General features: G+C 58.3%; 16 protein-coding genes and 1 riboswitch. Of the genes, 9 read left to right on the forward strand and 7 right to left on the reverse strand.

Features of this window, described 5'->3' with window-relative positions; translation table 11 throughout:
* Positions 1-120 precede the first annotated feature (120 nt).
* From PH558_RS04055 to phnF, 6 genes are all read left to right on the forward strand, one after another.
* Positions 121-1,074, forward strand: coding sequence for a carbohydrate ABC transporter permease (locus PH558_RS04055; protein ID WP_095435320.1), 954 nt, complete (start codon positions 121-123; stop codon positions 1,072-1,074).
* 12 nt (positions 1,075-1,086) lie between these two features.
* A complete protein-coding gene (locus PH558_RS04060) occupies positions 1,087-1,926 on the forward strand; it encodes a carbohydrate ABC transporter permease (protein ID WP_095435319.1) in 840 nt (279 codons plus the stop codon).
* Complete coding sequence (locus tag PH558_RS04065; RefSeq protein ID WP_285202318.1) at positions 1,923-2,987, forward strand: Gfo/Idh/MocA family protein; 1,065 nt, start codon at positions 1,923-1,925, stop codon at positions 2,985-2,987. Before PH558_RS04060 ends, PH558_RS04065 begins: the two co-directional genes overlap by 4 nt.
* Before the next feature lie 12 nt (positions 2,988-2,999).
* The gene (locus PH558_RS04070) at positions 3,000-4,004 is read left to right on the forward strand and encodes an ABC transporter ATP-binding protein (RefSeq protein ID WP_095435317.1); all 1,005 of its coding nucleotides are present in this window, start codon (positions 3,000-3,002) and stop codon (positions 4,002-4,004) included.
* 150 nt (positions 4,005-4,154) lie between these two features.
* Positions 4,155-4,841 (forward strand): class I SAM-dependent methyltransferase, encoded by a 687-nt coding sequence (locus tag PH558_RS04075; RefSeq protein ID WP_285202320.1) that lies wholly within the window; start codon positions 4,155-4,157, stop codon positions 4,839-4,841.
* A 1-nt stretch (position 4,842) separates the two neighbouring features.
* On the forward strand, positions 4,843-5,571 hold the full coding sequence (gene phnF / locus PH558_RS04080) for a phosphonate metabolism transcriptional regulator PhnF (protein WP_285202321.1): 729 nt from the start codon (positions 4,843-4,845) through the stop codon (positions 5,569-5,571).
* A gap of 39 nt (positions 5,572-5,610) precedes the next feature.
* On the opposite strand, the gene PH558_RS04085 is transcribed toward phnF, so the two are convergent.
* The 7 genes from PH558_RS04085 to PH558_RS04115 form a co-directional block, all read right to left on the reverse strand.
* Positions 5,611-5,961: a VOC family protein gene (locus tag PH558_RS04085; RefSeq protein WP_285202322.1), complete on the reverse strand. Its 351-nt coding sequence runs from the start codon at positions 5,959-5,961 to the stop codon at positions 5,611-5,613.
* A gap of 58 nt (positions 5,962-6,019) precedes the next feature.
* Positions 6,020-6,496 (reverse strand): 6,7-dimethyl-8-ribityllumazine synthase, encoded by a 477-nt coding sequence (locus PH558_RS04090; RefSeq protein WP_285202323.1) that lies wholly within the window; start codon positions 6,494-6,496, stop codon positions 6,020-6,022.
* A gap of 89 nt (positions 6,497-6,585) precedes the next feature.
* A riboswitch (FMN riboswitch) is annotated at positions 6,586-6,731 on the reverse strand.
* A gap of 106 nt (positions 6,732-6,837) precedes the next feature.
* Positions 6,838-7,899, reverse strand: a complete 1,062-nt coding sequence (locus PH558_RS04095; RefSeq protein WP_285202324.1) for an ABC transporter ATP-binding protein — start codon at positions 7,897-7,899, stop codon at positions 6,838-6,840.
* Between the two features lie 11 nt (positions 7,900-7,910).
* Positions 7,911-8,699: an ABC transporter permease gene (locus PH558_RS04100; RefSeq protein ID WP_015340397.1), complete on the reverse strand. Its 789-nt coding sequence runs from the start codon at positions 8,697-8,699 to the stop codon at positions 7,911-7,913.
* Positions 8,696-9,586, reverse strand: coding sequence for an ABC transporter permease (locus PH558_RS04105; RefSeq protein WP_285202326.1), 891 nt, complete (start codon positions 9,584-9,586; stop codon positions 8,696-8,698). Before PH558_RS04105 ends, PH558_RS04100 begins: the two co-directional genes overlap by 4 nt.
* Before the next feature lie 73 nt (positions 9,587-9,659).
* Positions 9,660-10,763, reverse strand: coding sequence for an ABC transporter substrate-binding protein (locus tag PH558_RS04110; protein WP_095435309.1), 1,104 nt, complete (start codon positions 10,761-10,763; stop codon positions 9,660-9,662).
* A 188-nt stretch (positions 10,764-10,951) separates the two neighbouring features.
* Complete coding sequence (locus PH558_RS04115; RefSeq protein ID WP_095435308.1) at positions 10,952-11,824, reverse strand: MurR/RpiR family transcriptional regulator; 873 nt, start codon at positions 11,822-11,824, stop codon at positions 10,952-10,954.
* 180 nt (positions 11,825-12,004) lie between these two features.
* Here PH558_RS04115 and PH558_RS04120 point away from each other — a divergent pair, with 180 nt between their 5' ends.
* From PH558_RS04120 to PH558_RS04130, 3 genes are all read left to right on the forward strand, one after another.
* On the forward strand, positions 12,005-12,772 hold the full coding sequence (locus tag PH558_RS04120) for an N-formylglutamate amidohydrolase (protein ID WP_095435307.1): 768 nt from the start codon (positions 12,005-12,007) through the stop codon (positions 12,770-12,772).
* Positions 12,773-12,898: 126 nt separating this feature from the next.
* Positions 12,899-14,470 (forward strand): amino acid permease, encoded by a 1,572-nt coding sequence (locus PH558_RS04125; RefSeq protein ID WP_095435306.1) that lies wholly within the window; start codon positions 12,899-12,901, stop codon positions 14,468-14,470.
* Between the two features lie 148 nt (positions 14,471-14,618).
* Positions 14,619-15,989: a glutamine synthetase family protein gene (locus PH558_RS04130; RefSeq protein WP_285202331.1), complete on the forward strand. Its 1,371-nt coding sequence runs from the start codon at positions 14,619-14,621 to the stop codon at positions 15,987-15,989.
* Positions 15,990-16,008: the final 19 nt, after the last annotated feature.

Consider the following 16,008-nt stretch of genomic DNA (forward strand, 5'->3'; position numbering starts at 1 on the left):
GCCGTTACATTCGACACGCCTGATATCGCTTCCATCTGGCCGGAGAGCCGGGGCAACGGGCGGATTTGAACCTTTGCGCTGCCGTCTCATCAAGCAGCCAAGAAAAACAGGCAGAAAGCCATGAGCGACGCCGCGACATCAGACGCCCTTGAGGTTACGCCGATCAGACGCTCCAAGCGCTGGCACATCCTCGTTTTCCTTTTCCCGGCCTTCGTTGTCTATACCGCGGTCATGATCCTGCCGTTGATCGAGACCTTGCGGCTGTCGCTTTACAACGTCGTCGACAATCAATCTGTCTTCGTCGGCCTGAACAACTTCAAGATCCTGTTCGGTGACGACCGCTGGTCGCATGATTTCTGGAATGCGCTGCGCAACAACCTGATTTTCTTTGCCATCCATATGTGCGTGCAGAATCCGATCGGTGTCGCGCTGGCGGCGCTCCTGTCGCTGCCGAAGCTGCGCTTCGTCGCCTTTTATCGTACGGCCATCTTCCTGCCGACGCTGCTTTCCTTCGTCGTCGTCGGCTTCATATGGAAGCTGATCCTTTCGCCGCTTTGGGGTGTTGCGCCCGAACTTCTGAATGTCATTGGCCTGAAATCGTTCTTCGCCCCGTGGCTCGGCAGGCCGAGCACGGCGCTGATTACCGTCGCGCTTATTTCGGTCTGGCAATATGTCGGCATTCCGATGATGCTGATCTATGCCGCACTGCTGAATATTCCCGAAGAGGTTATCGAGGCGGCCGAATGCGACGGCGTCACTGGCTGGAGTCAGTTCTGGAAGATCAAGCTGCCGCTGGTGCTGCCGGCGATCGGCATCATCTCGATCCTCACCTTCGTCGGCAATTTCAATGCGTTCGACCTAGTTTATACCGTGCAAGGCGCATTGGCGGGGCCGGATGGCTCGACCGATATCCTGGGTACGCTGCTTTATCGCGTTTTCTTCGGCTTCCAGCTGCAGCTCGGCGACCGCTCGATGGGCGCGACGATCGCGACGGTGATGTTCCTCATCATCCTTGCCGGTGTGTCCTTTTATCTTTTCATCGTGCAGCGGCGCATCCGCCGTTACCAGTTCTGAGGAGCGCGACCCATGTCCAAGGCACGCACTTCCACTCTTCGTACCGGCTTCGTACATCTGGCGCTCATCGCCTATACGCTCGTCGCCATCTTTCCGGTGTTCCTGACGGTCATCAATTCGTTCAAGGATCGCGCCTCGATTTTCCGCGCACCCTTGAGCGTCCCGACGCCATCCTCCTTCAGCATGATCGGCTATGACACCGTTCTGAAGCAGGGGGATTTCCTCACCTATTTTCAGAACAGCTTTGTTGTCACGATCGTCTCGATCATCCTGACGCTGCTGTTCGGAGCGATGGCCGCCTTCGCGCTGTCGGAGTATCGCTTCCGTGGCAATACGGTCATGGGGCTTTATCTGGCGATCGGAATCATGATCCCGATCCGTCTCGGCACCGTTGCGATCCTGCAGGGCATGGTGGCCGCCGGCCTGGTCAACACGCTGACGGCGCTGATCCTCGTCTATACGGCACAGGGCCTGCCGCTGGCGATCTTCATCCTGTCCGAGTTCATGCGCACTGTTTCGGATGATTTGAAGAATGCCGGCCGTATCGACGGCCTCAGTGAGTACGCCATCTTCTTCCGCCTCGTCCTGCCGCTGGTTCGTCCGGCGATGGCGACGGTCGCGGTCTTCACCATGATCCCGATCTGGAACGATCTTTGGTTCCCCCTGATCCTGGCACCGAGCGAGGCGACCAAGACGGTGACGCTCGGATCGCAGATCTTCATCGGCCAGTTCGTCACCAACTGGAATGCGGTGTTGGCGGCGCTGACGCTTGCCATCCTGCCGATCCTCATCCTCTACGTTATCTTCTCGCGCCAACTCATTCGCGGCATTACATCTGGAGCAGTCAAGTGAGCCCATCTGAAAAGCCGATCCGCGTTCTCGTTGCCGGCCTTGGCAATATGGGTCGCAGCCATGCGCTGGCCTATCACAATAATCCGGGCTTCGAGATCGTCGGCCTCGTCAACCGCTCCAAGCGGGAGCTGCCCGAGGAGTTGCGGGGATATACGGTCCATCCGGATTTCGAGACCGCATTGAAGGAGCTGAAGCCGGACCTCTGCTCCATCAATACCTATTCCGACAGCCATGCCGATTTCGCCGTCATGGCCTTCGAAGCCGGTTGCCACGTTTTCGTCGAGAAGCCGCTGGCCACGACGGTCGAAGATGCCGAGCGTGTGGTTGCGGCTGCGAAGAAAGCCGGCAAGAAGCTGACGATCGGCTACATCCTGCGCCATCATCCCTCGTGGATGCGGTTGATTGCCGAAGCGCGCAAGCTCGGCGGTCCGTATGTATTCCGCATGAACCTCAATCAGCAATCGAGCGGCCCGACTTGGGCGACGCACAAGGCGCTGATGCAGATGACGTCGCCGATCGTGGATTGCGGCGTGCATTATGTCGACGTCATGTGCCAGATCACCGATGCCAAGCCCGTCGAGGTGCGCGGCATGGGCCTGCGGCTGACGCAGGAGATCAAGCCGGACATGTATAATTACGGCCATCTGCAAGTGATCTTCGAAGATGGTTCCGTCGGCTGGTACGAGGCCGCCTGGGGTCCAATGATCTCGGAGACGGCTTTCTTCGTGAAGGACGTGATGTCGCCCAACGGCTCGGTGTCGATCGCCATGGATCAGAATGCCAAATCCGACGATATCGACATGCACACGAAGACGTCCGTCATCCGGCTGCATAGCGCCGAGACGGGACCCAACGGTCAGTTCATCCGGCCGGATCAGGACCTGCGCATGGATGGCGAACCGGGTCACCAGGAGCTCTGCGACTTCGAGCAGGCTTTCATGCTCAAGGCCATCCGCGAGGATCTCGACCTCAATCGTCATATGACTGATGCCGTTCAATCTCTGCGCATATGCCTCGCTGCCGATGAGAGCGTGCGCACCGGCAAGCCCGTTTATCTATAAGGACAAAAGACTGTGGGATCGCTTCAACTGAAATCCATCCGCAAGGCCTATGGTACGCATGACGTGCTGAAGGGCATCGACCTCGAGGTGAAGGATGGTGAGTTCGTCATCTTCGTCGGTCCTTCCGGCTGCGGCAAGTCGACCCTGCTGCGCAGCATCGCTGGTCTCGAAGATGTGACCTCCGGTGCCGTGCTGATCAACGGCCAGGATGTGACCGTGACACCGCCTGCCAAGCGTGGCATCTCGATGGTCTTCCAGTCCTATGCGCTCTATCCGCATCTGACCGTCAAGGACAATATGGGCCTAGGCCTCAAGCAAGCCGGCACCGCGAAGGCCGAGATCGACAGCCGTGTCGAAAAGGCCTCCGGCATGCTCTCACTTGCGCCCTATCTCGCCCGCCGGCCATCGGAGCTTTCCGGCGGCCAGCGCCAGCGCGTCGCCATCGGCCGCGCCATCGTGCGCGAACCGGAGCTTTTCCTCTTCGACGAGCCGCTGTCGAATCTCGATGCGGCGCTACGTGTGCAGACACGTCTCGAAATCGCCCGGCTGCATCGCAGCCTGAAGGCAACCATGATCTACGTTACCCACGATCAGGTGGAGGCAATGACGCTTGCCGATAAGATCGTCGTGCTCAATGCCGGTGCGATCGAGCAGATCGGCTCGCCGATGGAGCTTTATAACCGTCCGGCCAACACCTTCGTTGCCGGCTTCATCGGCTCGCCGCAGATGAATTTCATCCCGGCCGAGCGCCTCGGCCAAAGTGGCGCCAAGACCATCGGCATACGCCCCGAGCACATCACGCTAGCACGCGATCAGGGTACATGGGCCGCCAAAGTCATCCACGTTGAGCATCTCGGTGCGGACACGATCATCTATCTGGAGTCGGAGACTACCGGTCTTCTCACCGTTCGTCTCTTCGGTGAACACAAATACGAGCCGGACGAGATGGTTTATGCGACGCCGAATGCGAACCAGATGCATCGTTTCGATGTGAATGACAAGGCGATCCGGGTGTAATTCATCTAGATCATTTGTAAAAAGGGCTCCGCTGCGGTGGAGCCCTTTTTATTTGGCTGATTTCATAAGTCCAGTCGTCCGGACGAATTCATGTGGCTGTCATGAAGCTGCGCTATCTCAAGCTCAGTCCACTCCAACAGCGAGAGCATCATGACAAACGCAGAAACGACTTACGCCACCTGGCACAAGGAACCGCAGGGTGACGCCGCAATGGCAGAATCGCATAGCCCTTATTGGCGCCACTTCATCGAGACGGTGCCGGAGCGGGATTTCTCCTCCAAGACTATTCTGGATTTCGGCTGCAATCGCGGTGGCTTTCTGCGGCTGCTTTATGCCATGCGGCCGTTCCGACGCGGTGTCGGCATCGATATCGCTTCGGAGTCGGTGGCTGCTGCCGTCGAAGCCGCAGGCAACATGCCGCTCCAGTTTCATGTCACGACCGACCTAGCGCCCTTTACCGACAGCTTCGACGTGGCCTTCAGCTATGAAGTGATCTATCTGCTGCCGGAGTTGAGAGAGCATGCCGAGGGGATGTTCCGGGCCATGCGCAATGGGGGCGTCTATTACGCTGTGACCGGTTGCCACAATGAAATGCCGCTTTGGCCGAAGTGGCTCGAGCTGATCGGCAACAACAGCAATGCGCCCATGCAGGATCGATCGCCACAGGACTATATAGAAGTCTTCACGGCGGCAGGCTTCGATGTTTCCGTCAGGCGCTTCGGCTATGATGGTTTTGTGCGCGCCACCAAGGATCGGAAATATTATCCGAGCATTCTCGATGCGTTGAGCTATCCCGCCGAATACAAGCTGCTGTTCCGGCTGGAGAAGCGTATCTGATATGGAGACGATCGATCGTAAGGGCGGCAGCGCCCTCTGGCATCAGATCGGCGAGATCCTGGCGGCCGATATTGCCGCCGGGACTTTCGTGCCCGGAGAGAAATTGCCGACCGAGCTTGAACTGATGCAGCGCTTCGGTGTCAGCCGCTTTACCGTGCGTCAGGCACTGGGGCATCTGGAGCAACGCGGACTGGTGCGCGCCGAGCAGGGACGGGGAACCTTCGTTCATAGGGGCGTGCTCGACTATACGCTGTCGAAGCGCACCCGTTTTCACAAGAACCTGATCGAGCAGGGTTTCGAGCCGGGTGGCGAGTTGCTCGTCCATGAGATCGTGCCGGCGACGGAACGCGTTGCCAGCTATCTGAAGCTGGCAGTTGGGGTAATGGTCATCCATCGTCGCGGCGTGATGACGGCCGACGACATTCCGGTCGAATTGGGTGATTCCTATTATCCAGCCGAACGTTTTCCCGATTTCGACAAGGCCAGATTGCAGCATCCGACAATCTCGGCGGCACTCGCCAGCTATGGCGTCACCGACTACGAACGCTTGTCGACGGAGATCGAGGCGCGCATGCCGACGGCCGACGAGGCCCGGATCCTGCGCCAGCCGAAATCAACACCGCTGTTGGTGACGCGCAAGGTGGATGCGGATACCGATGGAGTGCCGATCACCTATTCGGAATCGGTCTGGCCGGCCGAGCGCACCACATTCAATCTCGATCTGCGGTGAGGGTGTCGGAGAGCCCTTGAGGCTCTCGGCGAGCTTGAACTAGCGGTGGGAGAGGATATTGACCACCTTGCCGAAGGGGTCGCGGACATAGAAGCGGCGGACACCCCACGGCTCGTCCGTGAGATCATACAATATGCCGAAGCCCATGGAGGTGGCGCGCTGATAGAGCGTGTCGACATCGTCGACTTCGATGGAAAGATCGGGGACGATGGTGCCCGAACCGCCCTCGCTGGCGACGCTGATCTGCGGCACTGTTGCCGCTTCGGAGGCGAAGGTCAGGATCCAGCCGTGATCCATGACGATGTCGAGGCCGAGCAGGTCGTGGTAGAAAAGACGGGCCGTGGCGGGATCGGCGGCGGGCAGGTTCGGGATGATGCGTAGGACGGTCACTGACGTTTCTCCCTTGTGATGTGGAGGCGAGCTCTAGCCGCGCCTCCACGATGCTGGTTCAGACTGTGACGGCCGGCAGCAGCTTGGCGCGCTCCGCCAGGATGTGGCGGCAGGCGCTGGCGACTTCCCGGCCCTTGATGATGAAATGTTCCTTGAAGAACTGGATGTGCGCTTCCGATTCCTGGAAGTGATGCGGCGTCAGGACTGCCGACAGGATCGGCACGCCGGTATCGAGCTGGACGCGCATCATGGCATCGAGAACCGTATTGGCAACGAACTCATGGCGATAGATGCCGCCGTCGACAACGAAAGCGGTGGCAATGATCGCGGAATAACGGCCGTTACGGGCAAGCGTCTGAGCATGCAGCGGAATTTCAAGCGCCCCGGGTACGTCGAAGATATCGATCGGCGGTGCGCCTTCCGCCGTCTGCCATTCGGCAACGAAGGAATCGACCGAACGATCGACGATATCGGCGTGCCAGCGGGCCCGAATGATCGCAATGCGGCTCGGCTGGGTAGAAATCGAAATGGTCATGAATTTTGCCTTTCAAGGGTTGTTGTCAAATATCCCTTGGGCGAACACGCAACATCGCGGCATCCCTCGCGCGGAGGAGGTGCGATCCTGCTTGCTCTCTTCCATCCGGACTATACCGTCGGCTCCGGCATCTCACCGGATCTGCTGACCCTTCCGAAATCCGGAAGGCGCTCGCGGGCTCGAGGGAACTCCCCATACCGCCGGTGGGGAATTGCACCCCGCCCTGAGAACGTCCGGACTATAAATGCTTTCTCTTATGAAAATCAAAGAAAAACGCCGGGCTTCTGACCCGGCGTCCGCGAATAATTTTCCAAAATGACCCTGCGACGCAGGGCGCTTTCTCAATCCTGAATCACGAGCAGATCGGAGGAGGCGAAGCGCAGCGTCACCTTCTCGCCGACGCTCGGAGGCATCATCCCGGGGCTGTTGAACATGTCGAAGGAAATCGTGTTGCCAGCAACGTTCATGCGGGTGCGAATGACCGAACCCAGGAAGTGTGCCGAAGAGACTTCGCCCGTGAGAGCCGTATCGCCTTTAGCCGATTCCGCCAGCGAACCGGCTTCCGGGCGCAGGGCCAGCGATACGGTATCGCCCGGCTTGTAGGCCGTCACTGACTGCTTCAGGGTCACGCCCTGATCGCCGATCATGATGCGGTTGCTGTCGGGATCGACGACCTTGCCTTCGATGAGGTTCAGCGTGCCGACGAAGGAAGCGACGAAGCGGGTTGCCGGCGTGTTGTAAATCTCGAAAGGCGTGCCGATCTGATCGGCGCGACCGGCATTCATGACGACGATGCGATCCGAGATCGACAGGGCTTCTTCTTGGTCGTGGGTCACGAAAACGGTGGTGATGCCGAGCTGCTGCTGGATGGCGCGGATTTCTTCGCGCAGCGAGATGCGGATCTTCGCGTCGAGCGCCGAAAGCGGCTCATCGAGCAGGAGGACCTGCGGCTTGACGGCGATGGCGCGGGCGAGCGCCACGCGCTGCTGCTGGCCCCCGGACATCTGATAGGGATAGCGGCCGGCAAGATGATCGAGCTTGATGAGAGACAGCATCTCCTTGACGCGCTTGTCGATGTCGGGCTTCGCCATGCCGGCGACCTTGAGGCCGAAGGCGACATTGTCGTGCACCGTCATGTTCGGGAACAGTGCATAAGCCTGAAAGACCATGCCGATATTGCGTTGGTTCGGTTTTAACGCTCGCTGATCCTTGCCGTTGATCGACAGGGTGCCGGCGGTCGGCGTTTCGAAACCGGCGATCATGCGCAGCACGGTCGTCTTGCCGCAGCCCGACGGTCCAAGGAAGGAGATGAATTCTCCCTTCTCGATTTGCATATTGAAATCGTGAACGACCTGAACTTCGCCGAATGATTTCTTGATGTGGGTGAGTTCGAGAAAAGCCATGGTGAGAAGCCTTACGCCTTAATCGGAGCGGATTTTGAGAAACGGGAAACGAGCTGCAGCAAGCCCATGCTGAGCCAAGTAACGGCAAGCGCGATGATGGCCAGGGCAGAGGGCTCGTAAGCTCTATTGGCGCCCATGAGCTGCATGTAGGGCCCGAATGCCGGACGGTTGAGCAGCGATGCCATGGTGAATTCGCCCATGACGATCGCAAGGGTGATGAACGCTCCGGAAAGCACACCGCTCATGACATTTGGAAAGATGCATTTGAACATAATGGTTGTCCATTTTGCACCAAGGCTTTCGGCAGCCTCTGTCAGCGTGCCGACATCAATGGTACGCATCGCCGTATCGACCGAACGATACATATAGGGCAGCGACAATACAATGTAGGAGCAGACGAGCAGAATGTTCGTCGTCGAATTATAGCCGGTCAGCGGCAGGATCGACGACGAATTATAGAGCCGCAGATAGCCGAATACGATGACGATGGCCGGAATGACCAGCGGCATCAAGGTGATGAATTCTACGACAGGCCGAAGCTGCGGCAACCGCAACCGCACCCAATAGGCCGTGGGCACAACGAGCAACATGCCGAAGATGATGGTCAGAAGCGCCATCAACATGGAGAAGCCAAAGGCCGTAATGAAGCCGAAATCCGAAAAGACGGAGGCATAGGCGTCGAAGCTGTAAGCGTTGCGCCGCATGCGCAGCGAGAACTCCAGTGTACCGATGAGCGGCACCAGGAAGTAGATGAGGCCGATGGCAACGGCGATCCAGGCGAAGAATTTTTGCAGCTTCATTTCTGCCACCGTTCAGCGCGCATGCGCATCAAGATATAAATGACGTTCGAAATACCGGTGATGACGATCATGCCGAGCGCCAGCGCATAGCCCAGATTGGCATTGTGCAGCACATCGCCGCGGATCTGCGCATAGAGCACGATCGGAACGATATTCAGCGAGCTGCCGGTAAGCGCAATTGCCGTCGCGATGGCGCCGAACGAATTTGCAAACAGTAGCAGCGTCGTGCCAAGCAGGCTCGGCCAGAGGATCGGCAGAGCGACCATCCGCCAATATTGTCCATTGGTTGCGCCGAGAATGGAAGCCGCTTCGTGCCATTCCTTCTTCATGCCGTCGAGCGCAGGTGTAATGATCAGCACCATCAGCGGTATCTGGAAGTACATGTAGGTAATGGTCAGGCCGAAGAAGCTCAGCAGGTTGAAGCCCGTGCCGTAGAGGTTGAAGCCGAAATGAGCGAGCAATATCGTGACCAAACCCTGGCGGCCGAGCGTGGCGATGAACGAGAAGGCCAGCGGCACGCCGGCGAAATTCGATGCGACCCCCGAGAAAGTCAGGAAGGCATGACGGATCCAGGCGGGAAGTCCGCCCAGGACGAGCGCCCAAGCCAGGTAAAAGCCGATGATCGCGCCACCCAGCGCCGAAGCGACCGAGATTTTGATACTGATCCAATAGGCGCTCATGATTGTCGGCGTGAAGAGATCGCCGATATTCTTCAGCGTCAGGCTGCCGTCAGGCGTCAGAAACGCGCCTGCTATCAGATAGATCGTCGGCAAAATCAGAAACAGCAGCGCGAAGATCAGGAAGGGCGCTATGCCTAGCCAATCGACAACCACGCGCTTGTTGATCATCGGAGTGGAACTGACTGTCGATGTTGTGACGATGCTCATGATTGACCCAATCCGCGGCGTCAGAAAAATGGAAAACCTCCCCACCGAGGCGGGGAGGTCATGTCAGGCCGGATTACTGTACGTTCGAACCGACGACAGAATCCCACTTGGTGGTGATGGCGGTCTTGCCGGCATCCTGCTCTTCGAGCGTCGGGAAGACGGCCTTTTCGTAAGCGGCGGCCGGCGGCAGCTTGTCGAGAAGTTCCTGCGGAACCTTCTTGTTCTTCGCCAGGTCGTTGAAGCGGATCGGGTGGCAATAGCCCTTCAGCCAGCCGATCTGGCCTTCATCGGAATAGAGGAACTCCATCCAGAGCTTGGCAGCGTTCGGATGCGGAGCGAAGGCCGAGATCGCCTGGACGTAAACGCCAGCGATAACGCCTGAAGCCGGAACGGTGACGTCAACCGGCGGGTTGCCGTTCAGGCTGTCGCGCCAGGAAAGACCGTTGTAGTCCCATGCGACGACGATCGGCGTTGCGCCCTGCGCCAGCGAAGCGGACTTGCCGATCACCGGAACGAAGTTGCCTGCCTTATTGAGCTTCGCGAAGTAGTCGAGACCGGCGGCGCCGACCTTGGTGGCGTCCTTTTCGCCGGCAGCGAGACCGGCGGCGTAGACGGCCTGAACGGCCTGGTTCGACGTGCGCGGGTCACCGGCGAGCGAAACGGTGTTGGCATATTCCGGCTTCAGGAGGTCAGCCCAGTCCTTCGGCGGGTTCTTCACAACGTCCTTATTGGTGACGAAAGAGAGAACGCCGTAGTAGTCGCCGTACCAATAGCCTTCGGCATCCTTGGCGCTGTCCGGAATGGAATCCCAGGTGGACACCTTGTACGGCTGCAGCAGGCCTTCCTTCTTGGCCGTCGGGCCGAAGGAGAGGCCGACGTCAATCACATCAGGAGCCTGCGGGCCGGTGTTGCCCTTGTTGGCGCGGATTGCTTCGACTTCATCGCCCGAGCCGGCATCCGGATTCAGTTCGTTGACTTCGATGCCGTACTTCGCCTTGAACGCAGCGATCAGGTCGCCATAACCGCACCAATTGTGGGGCAGGGCAATGGTGGTCAGCGTGCCTTCCTTCTTGGCGGCAGCGATGAGATCGGCGCTCGGTTCTGCGGCGGCAATTGCCGTCGAAGCGACGAGCATCGCCGTAGAAATTGTCAGAAGACGATGAATTTTCGAGATCACTGCATTTCCTCCTTTTGGGTTTTCAGTGTCTGGCGTTGCTGTTAATGACGTTACATGAAGGTTGTGTGACGACTTCAAAGCGTTGCGTTTGCTGAAAACGCAGTCGATTTTTGCTTCTAATCGACAAGTATGACAGCCGCTGTATTTCACACTCTTCACGAACCGTTATTTTCTGTTTTCATTCCCCTTCAACTTAGCTTGCGAAACAGCTTGGTTTGTTCGAAAAGACCTTCCAGTGTCTTCATACGCTCGCTTGTCTCGTCCCATGTCGAGCTTTGTACGGCTTCGATCAGGGCTTCGACGATGAAGAGAGTGACAACCGACGAGTCCCATGCGGACGGCGCCTCAATCTGCACGCGAAACGTGTATTTCGCATGCTTGGCGGCGGGCGTTGCCCACTGGTCGGTGAAAACGATGATTTCCGCGCCACGCCGGCGGGCGGCGGCGGCCAGATTGACCATTTCCTGCTCGTAACGCCTGATATCGAATATGACGAGCAGATCACCCGGATTCATGTTCAGGACATATTGCGGCCAGGTGCTTGAATTGGAAGAAAGTAGCGTCGTGTTGGGCCGGATGACCTGCATATGGGTGAAGAAATACTCGGCAAGCGCCCCTGTAATGCGCCCGCCTACGAAATAGAGGCCGCGTTTTCTTTCCGACAGTAGCGCGGCAACGCCATCGAAGGTCGCCACATCGATATCCGACAAGGTCTGTCGCAGGTTGCCCATGATGGCGTCGGCGAAACGATTGAGGATGTGCGTGCCTGGCGCGTTGGACGCCCAGCGATCATGCTTTGTCAGGGGATTGGAGATCGTCGCCTCGACCTCCTGATGAAGATGGGCCTGGAAGTCCGGATAGCCTTTGTATCCGAGTTTCTGCACCATACGCGCGACCGTCGGCGTCGAAACCCGCGCATTCTCGGCGACGGTGGTAATGCTGCCCAACCCGGAAACGGGATAATTGTCGAGCAGGCTCTTGGCGAGCTGCTTTTCGGCGCGCGTCAGCGTATCAAAGCGCGCATTGATTACGTCCGAAACTGTCTTCGACGCATTGTTCACTCGATTTTAGCTCCCCGGGACGGTCTGATGCCGCTTTCCTTGCAGGATATAACAACGCTGTCACATTTCGAGTCAATGTCACAAATGAAGAAATAATTTCAGTTTCCAGTTGACACCGGCGAAAACCTGAAGAATTCTTTTCTTATAAACATTTTGTTAATCGGCAATGGGGCGTCTCCGATGCTCGCGCAGCAAGGTATTTTGACGAAGGCGGACGGCGATTGCGTTGCGGTCGAAAGACCGGACGGAAGCAGTGCGGTTTTGCTCGTCTGCGAGCATGCCTCCCGCGCGCTTCCGGAGCGGTTCGGCGACCTCGGCCTTTCCGTCGAGGCGCTTTCGAGCCATATCGCCTGGGATCCAGGCGCACTCGCAGTTGCAAGAGGAATTTCCGCCGGTTTGAATGCCACCTTGGTTTTTCAGCGCTTCTCCCGGCTGATTTATGATTGCAACAGGCCCCCCGAAAGTGCCGGTGCCATGCCGGAGACGAGCGAGATCTATACGATCCCTGGAAATCAGCACCTGGGCGAGGCGGATAGAAAAGCGCGTACGGAAGGGCTCTACATCCCGTTTCACGATCGCATTCGGGCGCTCTTGAAGGAGCGGGCGGCGCGCGGACAAAAAACCGTGATCGTGACAATCCATAGCTTCACGCCGGTCTATAATGGCAAGCCACGGGCAGTGGAGCTTGGCATTCTGCATGATGAAGACCGTTGGCTGGCCGATCGCATGCTGGATGCAGCAGCTGAGGCGCCGCTCTATCAGACAGAGCGCAATCAGCCTTACGGTCCTCAAGACGGTGTCACCCATACGCTGAAGCTGCATGGGCTCGCCAATGGTTTGCATAACGTAATGATCGAGGTCCGCAACGACCTCATTCGAGACGACGTCGGCCAAGGGGTCATGGCCGATTATCTGACGGGGCTTCTCCAGAGCAGTCTGGAAGCCTGAACATAAAAGAAAAAGATCCCGGGGAGCAGTTCAACTGCGATCGGACCGCATGGCGAAATGTCAGCGGTCAATGTGACACATGGTTCTCCGCAATCCCGCGGACGACCGGGCTTTAGGGGGAATGGCATGGCTGATTATACAGAGTCAGACAAGAAGCAGGATGTCCAGATCCTGCATTCCATGGGCTACGCTCAGGAGTTGGAACGGCGGATGAGTTCATTCTCGAATTTCGCCGTGTCCTTCTCGATCATCTGCATTCTATCCGGCGGCATCAATTCGCTGGCTCAAGCGACATCGGGTGCGGGCGGTGCCGCTATCGGCATCGGCTGGCCTGTCGGCTGCTTCATATCGCTCGTCTTCGCTGTGGCGATGGCGCAGATCAGTTCGGCCTATCCGACAGCCGGCGGCCTCTATCACTGGGGCTCGATCCTCGGCAATCGCTTCACCGGCTGGCTGACGGCCTGGTTCAACCTGCTTGGCCTCGTCACGGTCCTCGGCGCCATCAATGTCGGCACCTACTACTTCTTCGTCGGCGCCTTCGGCGGCTACTTCAACATGACCGACACCACTCTGGTGCGCATCGTGTTCCTGGTGGTCATCACGGGCCTGCAGGCGCTGGTCAATCACATGGGTATCGGCTTGACGGCGAAGCTGACCGACTTCTCCGGTTATCTGATCTTCGCAACCTCGATCCTTCTGGCGGCCGTGTGCCTGATCGCTGCGCCGTCCTATGATTTTGCGCGGCTTTTCACCTTCACCAACTATTCCGGTCTGGCGACGATTGCTGCCGACGGCTCGGCAACCGGCGCGCCGGTCTGGCCGCAGGTTTCGACCTTCTGGGTCTTCGCGCTCGGCCTTCTGCTGCCGATCTACACGATCACCGGCTACGATGCCTCGGCCCATACGTCGGAAGAGACTGTGAAGGCTGCTCATTCCGTTCCGCGCGGCATGGTGTCTTCGGTTCTGTGGTCGGCGCTCTTCGGCTACATCATGCTTTGCTCGTTCGTGCTGATGCTGCCGAATATGGACGATGCCGCCAAGCAGGGCTGGAACGTGTTCTTCTGGGCAATGGACGCACAGGTCAATCCCATCGTGAAGGACATTCTCTACCTGCTGATCTTCATCAGCCAGTGGCTGTGTGGTCTCGCAACGGTCACCTCGGTTTCGCGCATGATCTTCGCCTTCTCGCGTGACGGCGGTCTGCCGGGATCCAAGGCCCTGTCTCGGGTCAGCCCGAAATACCGCACGCCCGTTTCGGCGATCTGGACCGGGTCGGTCCTTTCCGTCCTGTTCGTCTGGGGTTCATCGCTGGTATCGATCGGCGATACGCCGGTTTACACCATCGTCGTCTCGTGCACCGTCATCTTCCTGTTCTTCTCCTTCGCGATCCCGATTACGCTCGGTCTTTTCGCATGGGGTACGGCGAAATGGGACAAGATGGGCCCTTGGAACCTCGGGGAAGGGCTGTTCAAGCTGTTTGCCGTGCTGACGATCGTCGCGATGATCATCATCTTCGTTCTCGGCATCCAGCCGCCGAACGACTGGGCGGGCATCATCACCGTCGGCTTTCTGGTTCTGACGGCTATTGTCTGGTTCGGCTTCGAGCGCCGTCGCTTCAAGGGCCCGCCGATCGGCGATGCCATTGCCAAGCGCAAGGCTGAGATCGCGGCAGCGGAAGCGGCCGTCGGCGAGAAGTAAGCGAAGTCCAATCTTTGCAAGCAATGGGGTCGCAGACCTGCGACCCTTTTCACCGGTAGCGACACGGCGGCACGCGCGCGGATTATCCGGCAAGGCGATATCGTTCGGCATGCCGACGTTTCAATTCATTGTTCAGGCGGACCAAATTATGAGCAGCAGCTATACGTTCGACGACCTCAAGCGAGATGTGGCCGAAGGGCACATCGATACGGTTCTGGCATGCCAGGTCGACATGCAGGGCCGGTTGATGGGCAAACGCTTCCAGGCGGAATTCTTCATAGAAAGCGCCTGGAAGGAAACGCATAGCTGCAACTATCTGCAAGCGACGGATATCGAGATGGAAACCGTCTCCGGCTATAAGTCGACGAGTTGGGAGAAGGGCTATGGCGACTATACCATGAAGCCGGACCTTGCCACGCTGCGCCGCATCCCGTGGCTGGAAGGCACGGCACTGGTGCTCTGCGATGTGCTCGACCATCATACGCATGAGGAAGTCGCGCATTCTCCGCGCGCCATCTTGAAGAAGCAGGTGAAACGGTTGGAGGCCATGGGCCTCAAGGCCTACATGGCTTCGGAGCTCGAATTTTTCCTTTTCGACCAGAGCTACGACAGCGCACGCGAAGCCGGCTATCGCAACATGAAGCTCGCCAGTGGCTACAACGAGGACTATCACATCTTCCAGACCACAAAGGAGGAAGAGGTGATGCGGGCGATCCGTATCGGCCTGCAGGGCGCGGGCATACCGGTGGAAAATTCCAAGGGCGAGGCATCCGCCGGTCAGGAGGAAATCAACGTCCGCTACGCCGATGCCCTTGATATGGCCGACCGCCATGCCATCATCAAGAACGGCTGCAAGGAAATTGCCTGGTCGAAGGGCAAGGCAATCACCTTCCTCGCGAAGTGGAATTATGGTGCCGCCGGAAGCTCCTCGCACATCCATCAGTCGCTTTGGAGCCTCGACGGAAAGAGCCCAAAGTTCTTCGAAGAAGGCGGCAAATACGGCATGTCGCCGATGATGAAGCACTATGTTGCCGGGCTTCTGACGCATGCCAGCGAGATCACCTATTTCCTGGCGCCCTATATCAATTCCTACAAGCGCTTCATGGCCGGCACCTTCGCGCCGACCAAGGCGATCTGGAGCAAGGACAATCGTACCGCCGGTTACCGCCTTTGCGGCGAGGATACGAAATCGATCCGCATCGAATGCCGCGTTGGCGGCTCGGACCTCAATCCCTATCTGGCTTTTGCTGCCCTGATCGCTGCTGGCATCGACGGCATCGAAAACAAGCTCGAACTCGAGGCCCCCTTTGTCGGCGATGCCTATGGCGCGCGCGAAGTTCGCGAGATACCGCGCACGCTGCGCGATGCGACGACTGCCTTGACGACGTCGAAGATGCTGCGTGCCGCCTTCGGCGACGATGTCATCGATCACTATATCCGCGCTGCCGAATGGGAGCAGGAGGAATACGATCGTCGGGTGACCGATTGGGAAGTGGCGCGCGGATTCGAAAGAGCGTAAGGCTTTTGCGATCTGCCTC

Origin of the sequence: Rhizobium pantanalense (assembly GCF_030182525.1) — a bacterium.
Lineage (GTDB): Bacteria > Pseudomonadota > Alphaproteobacteria > Rhizobiales > Rhizobiaceae > Rhizobium.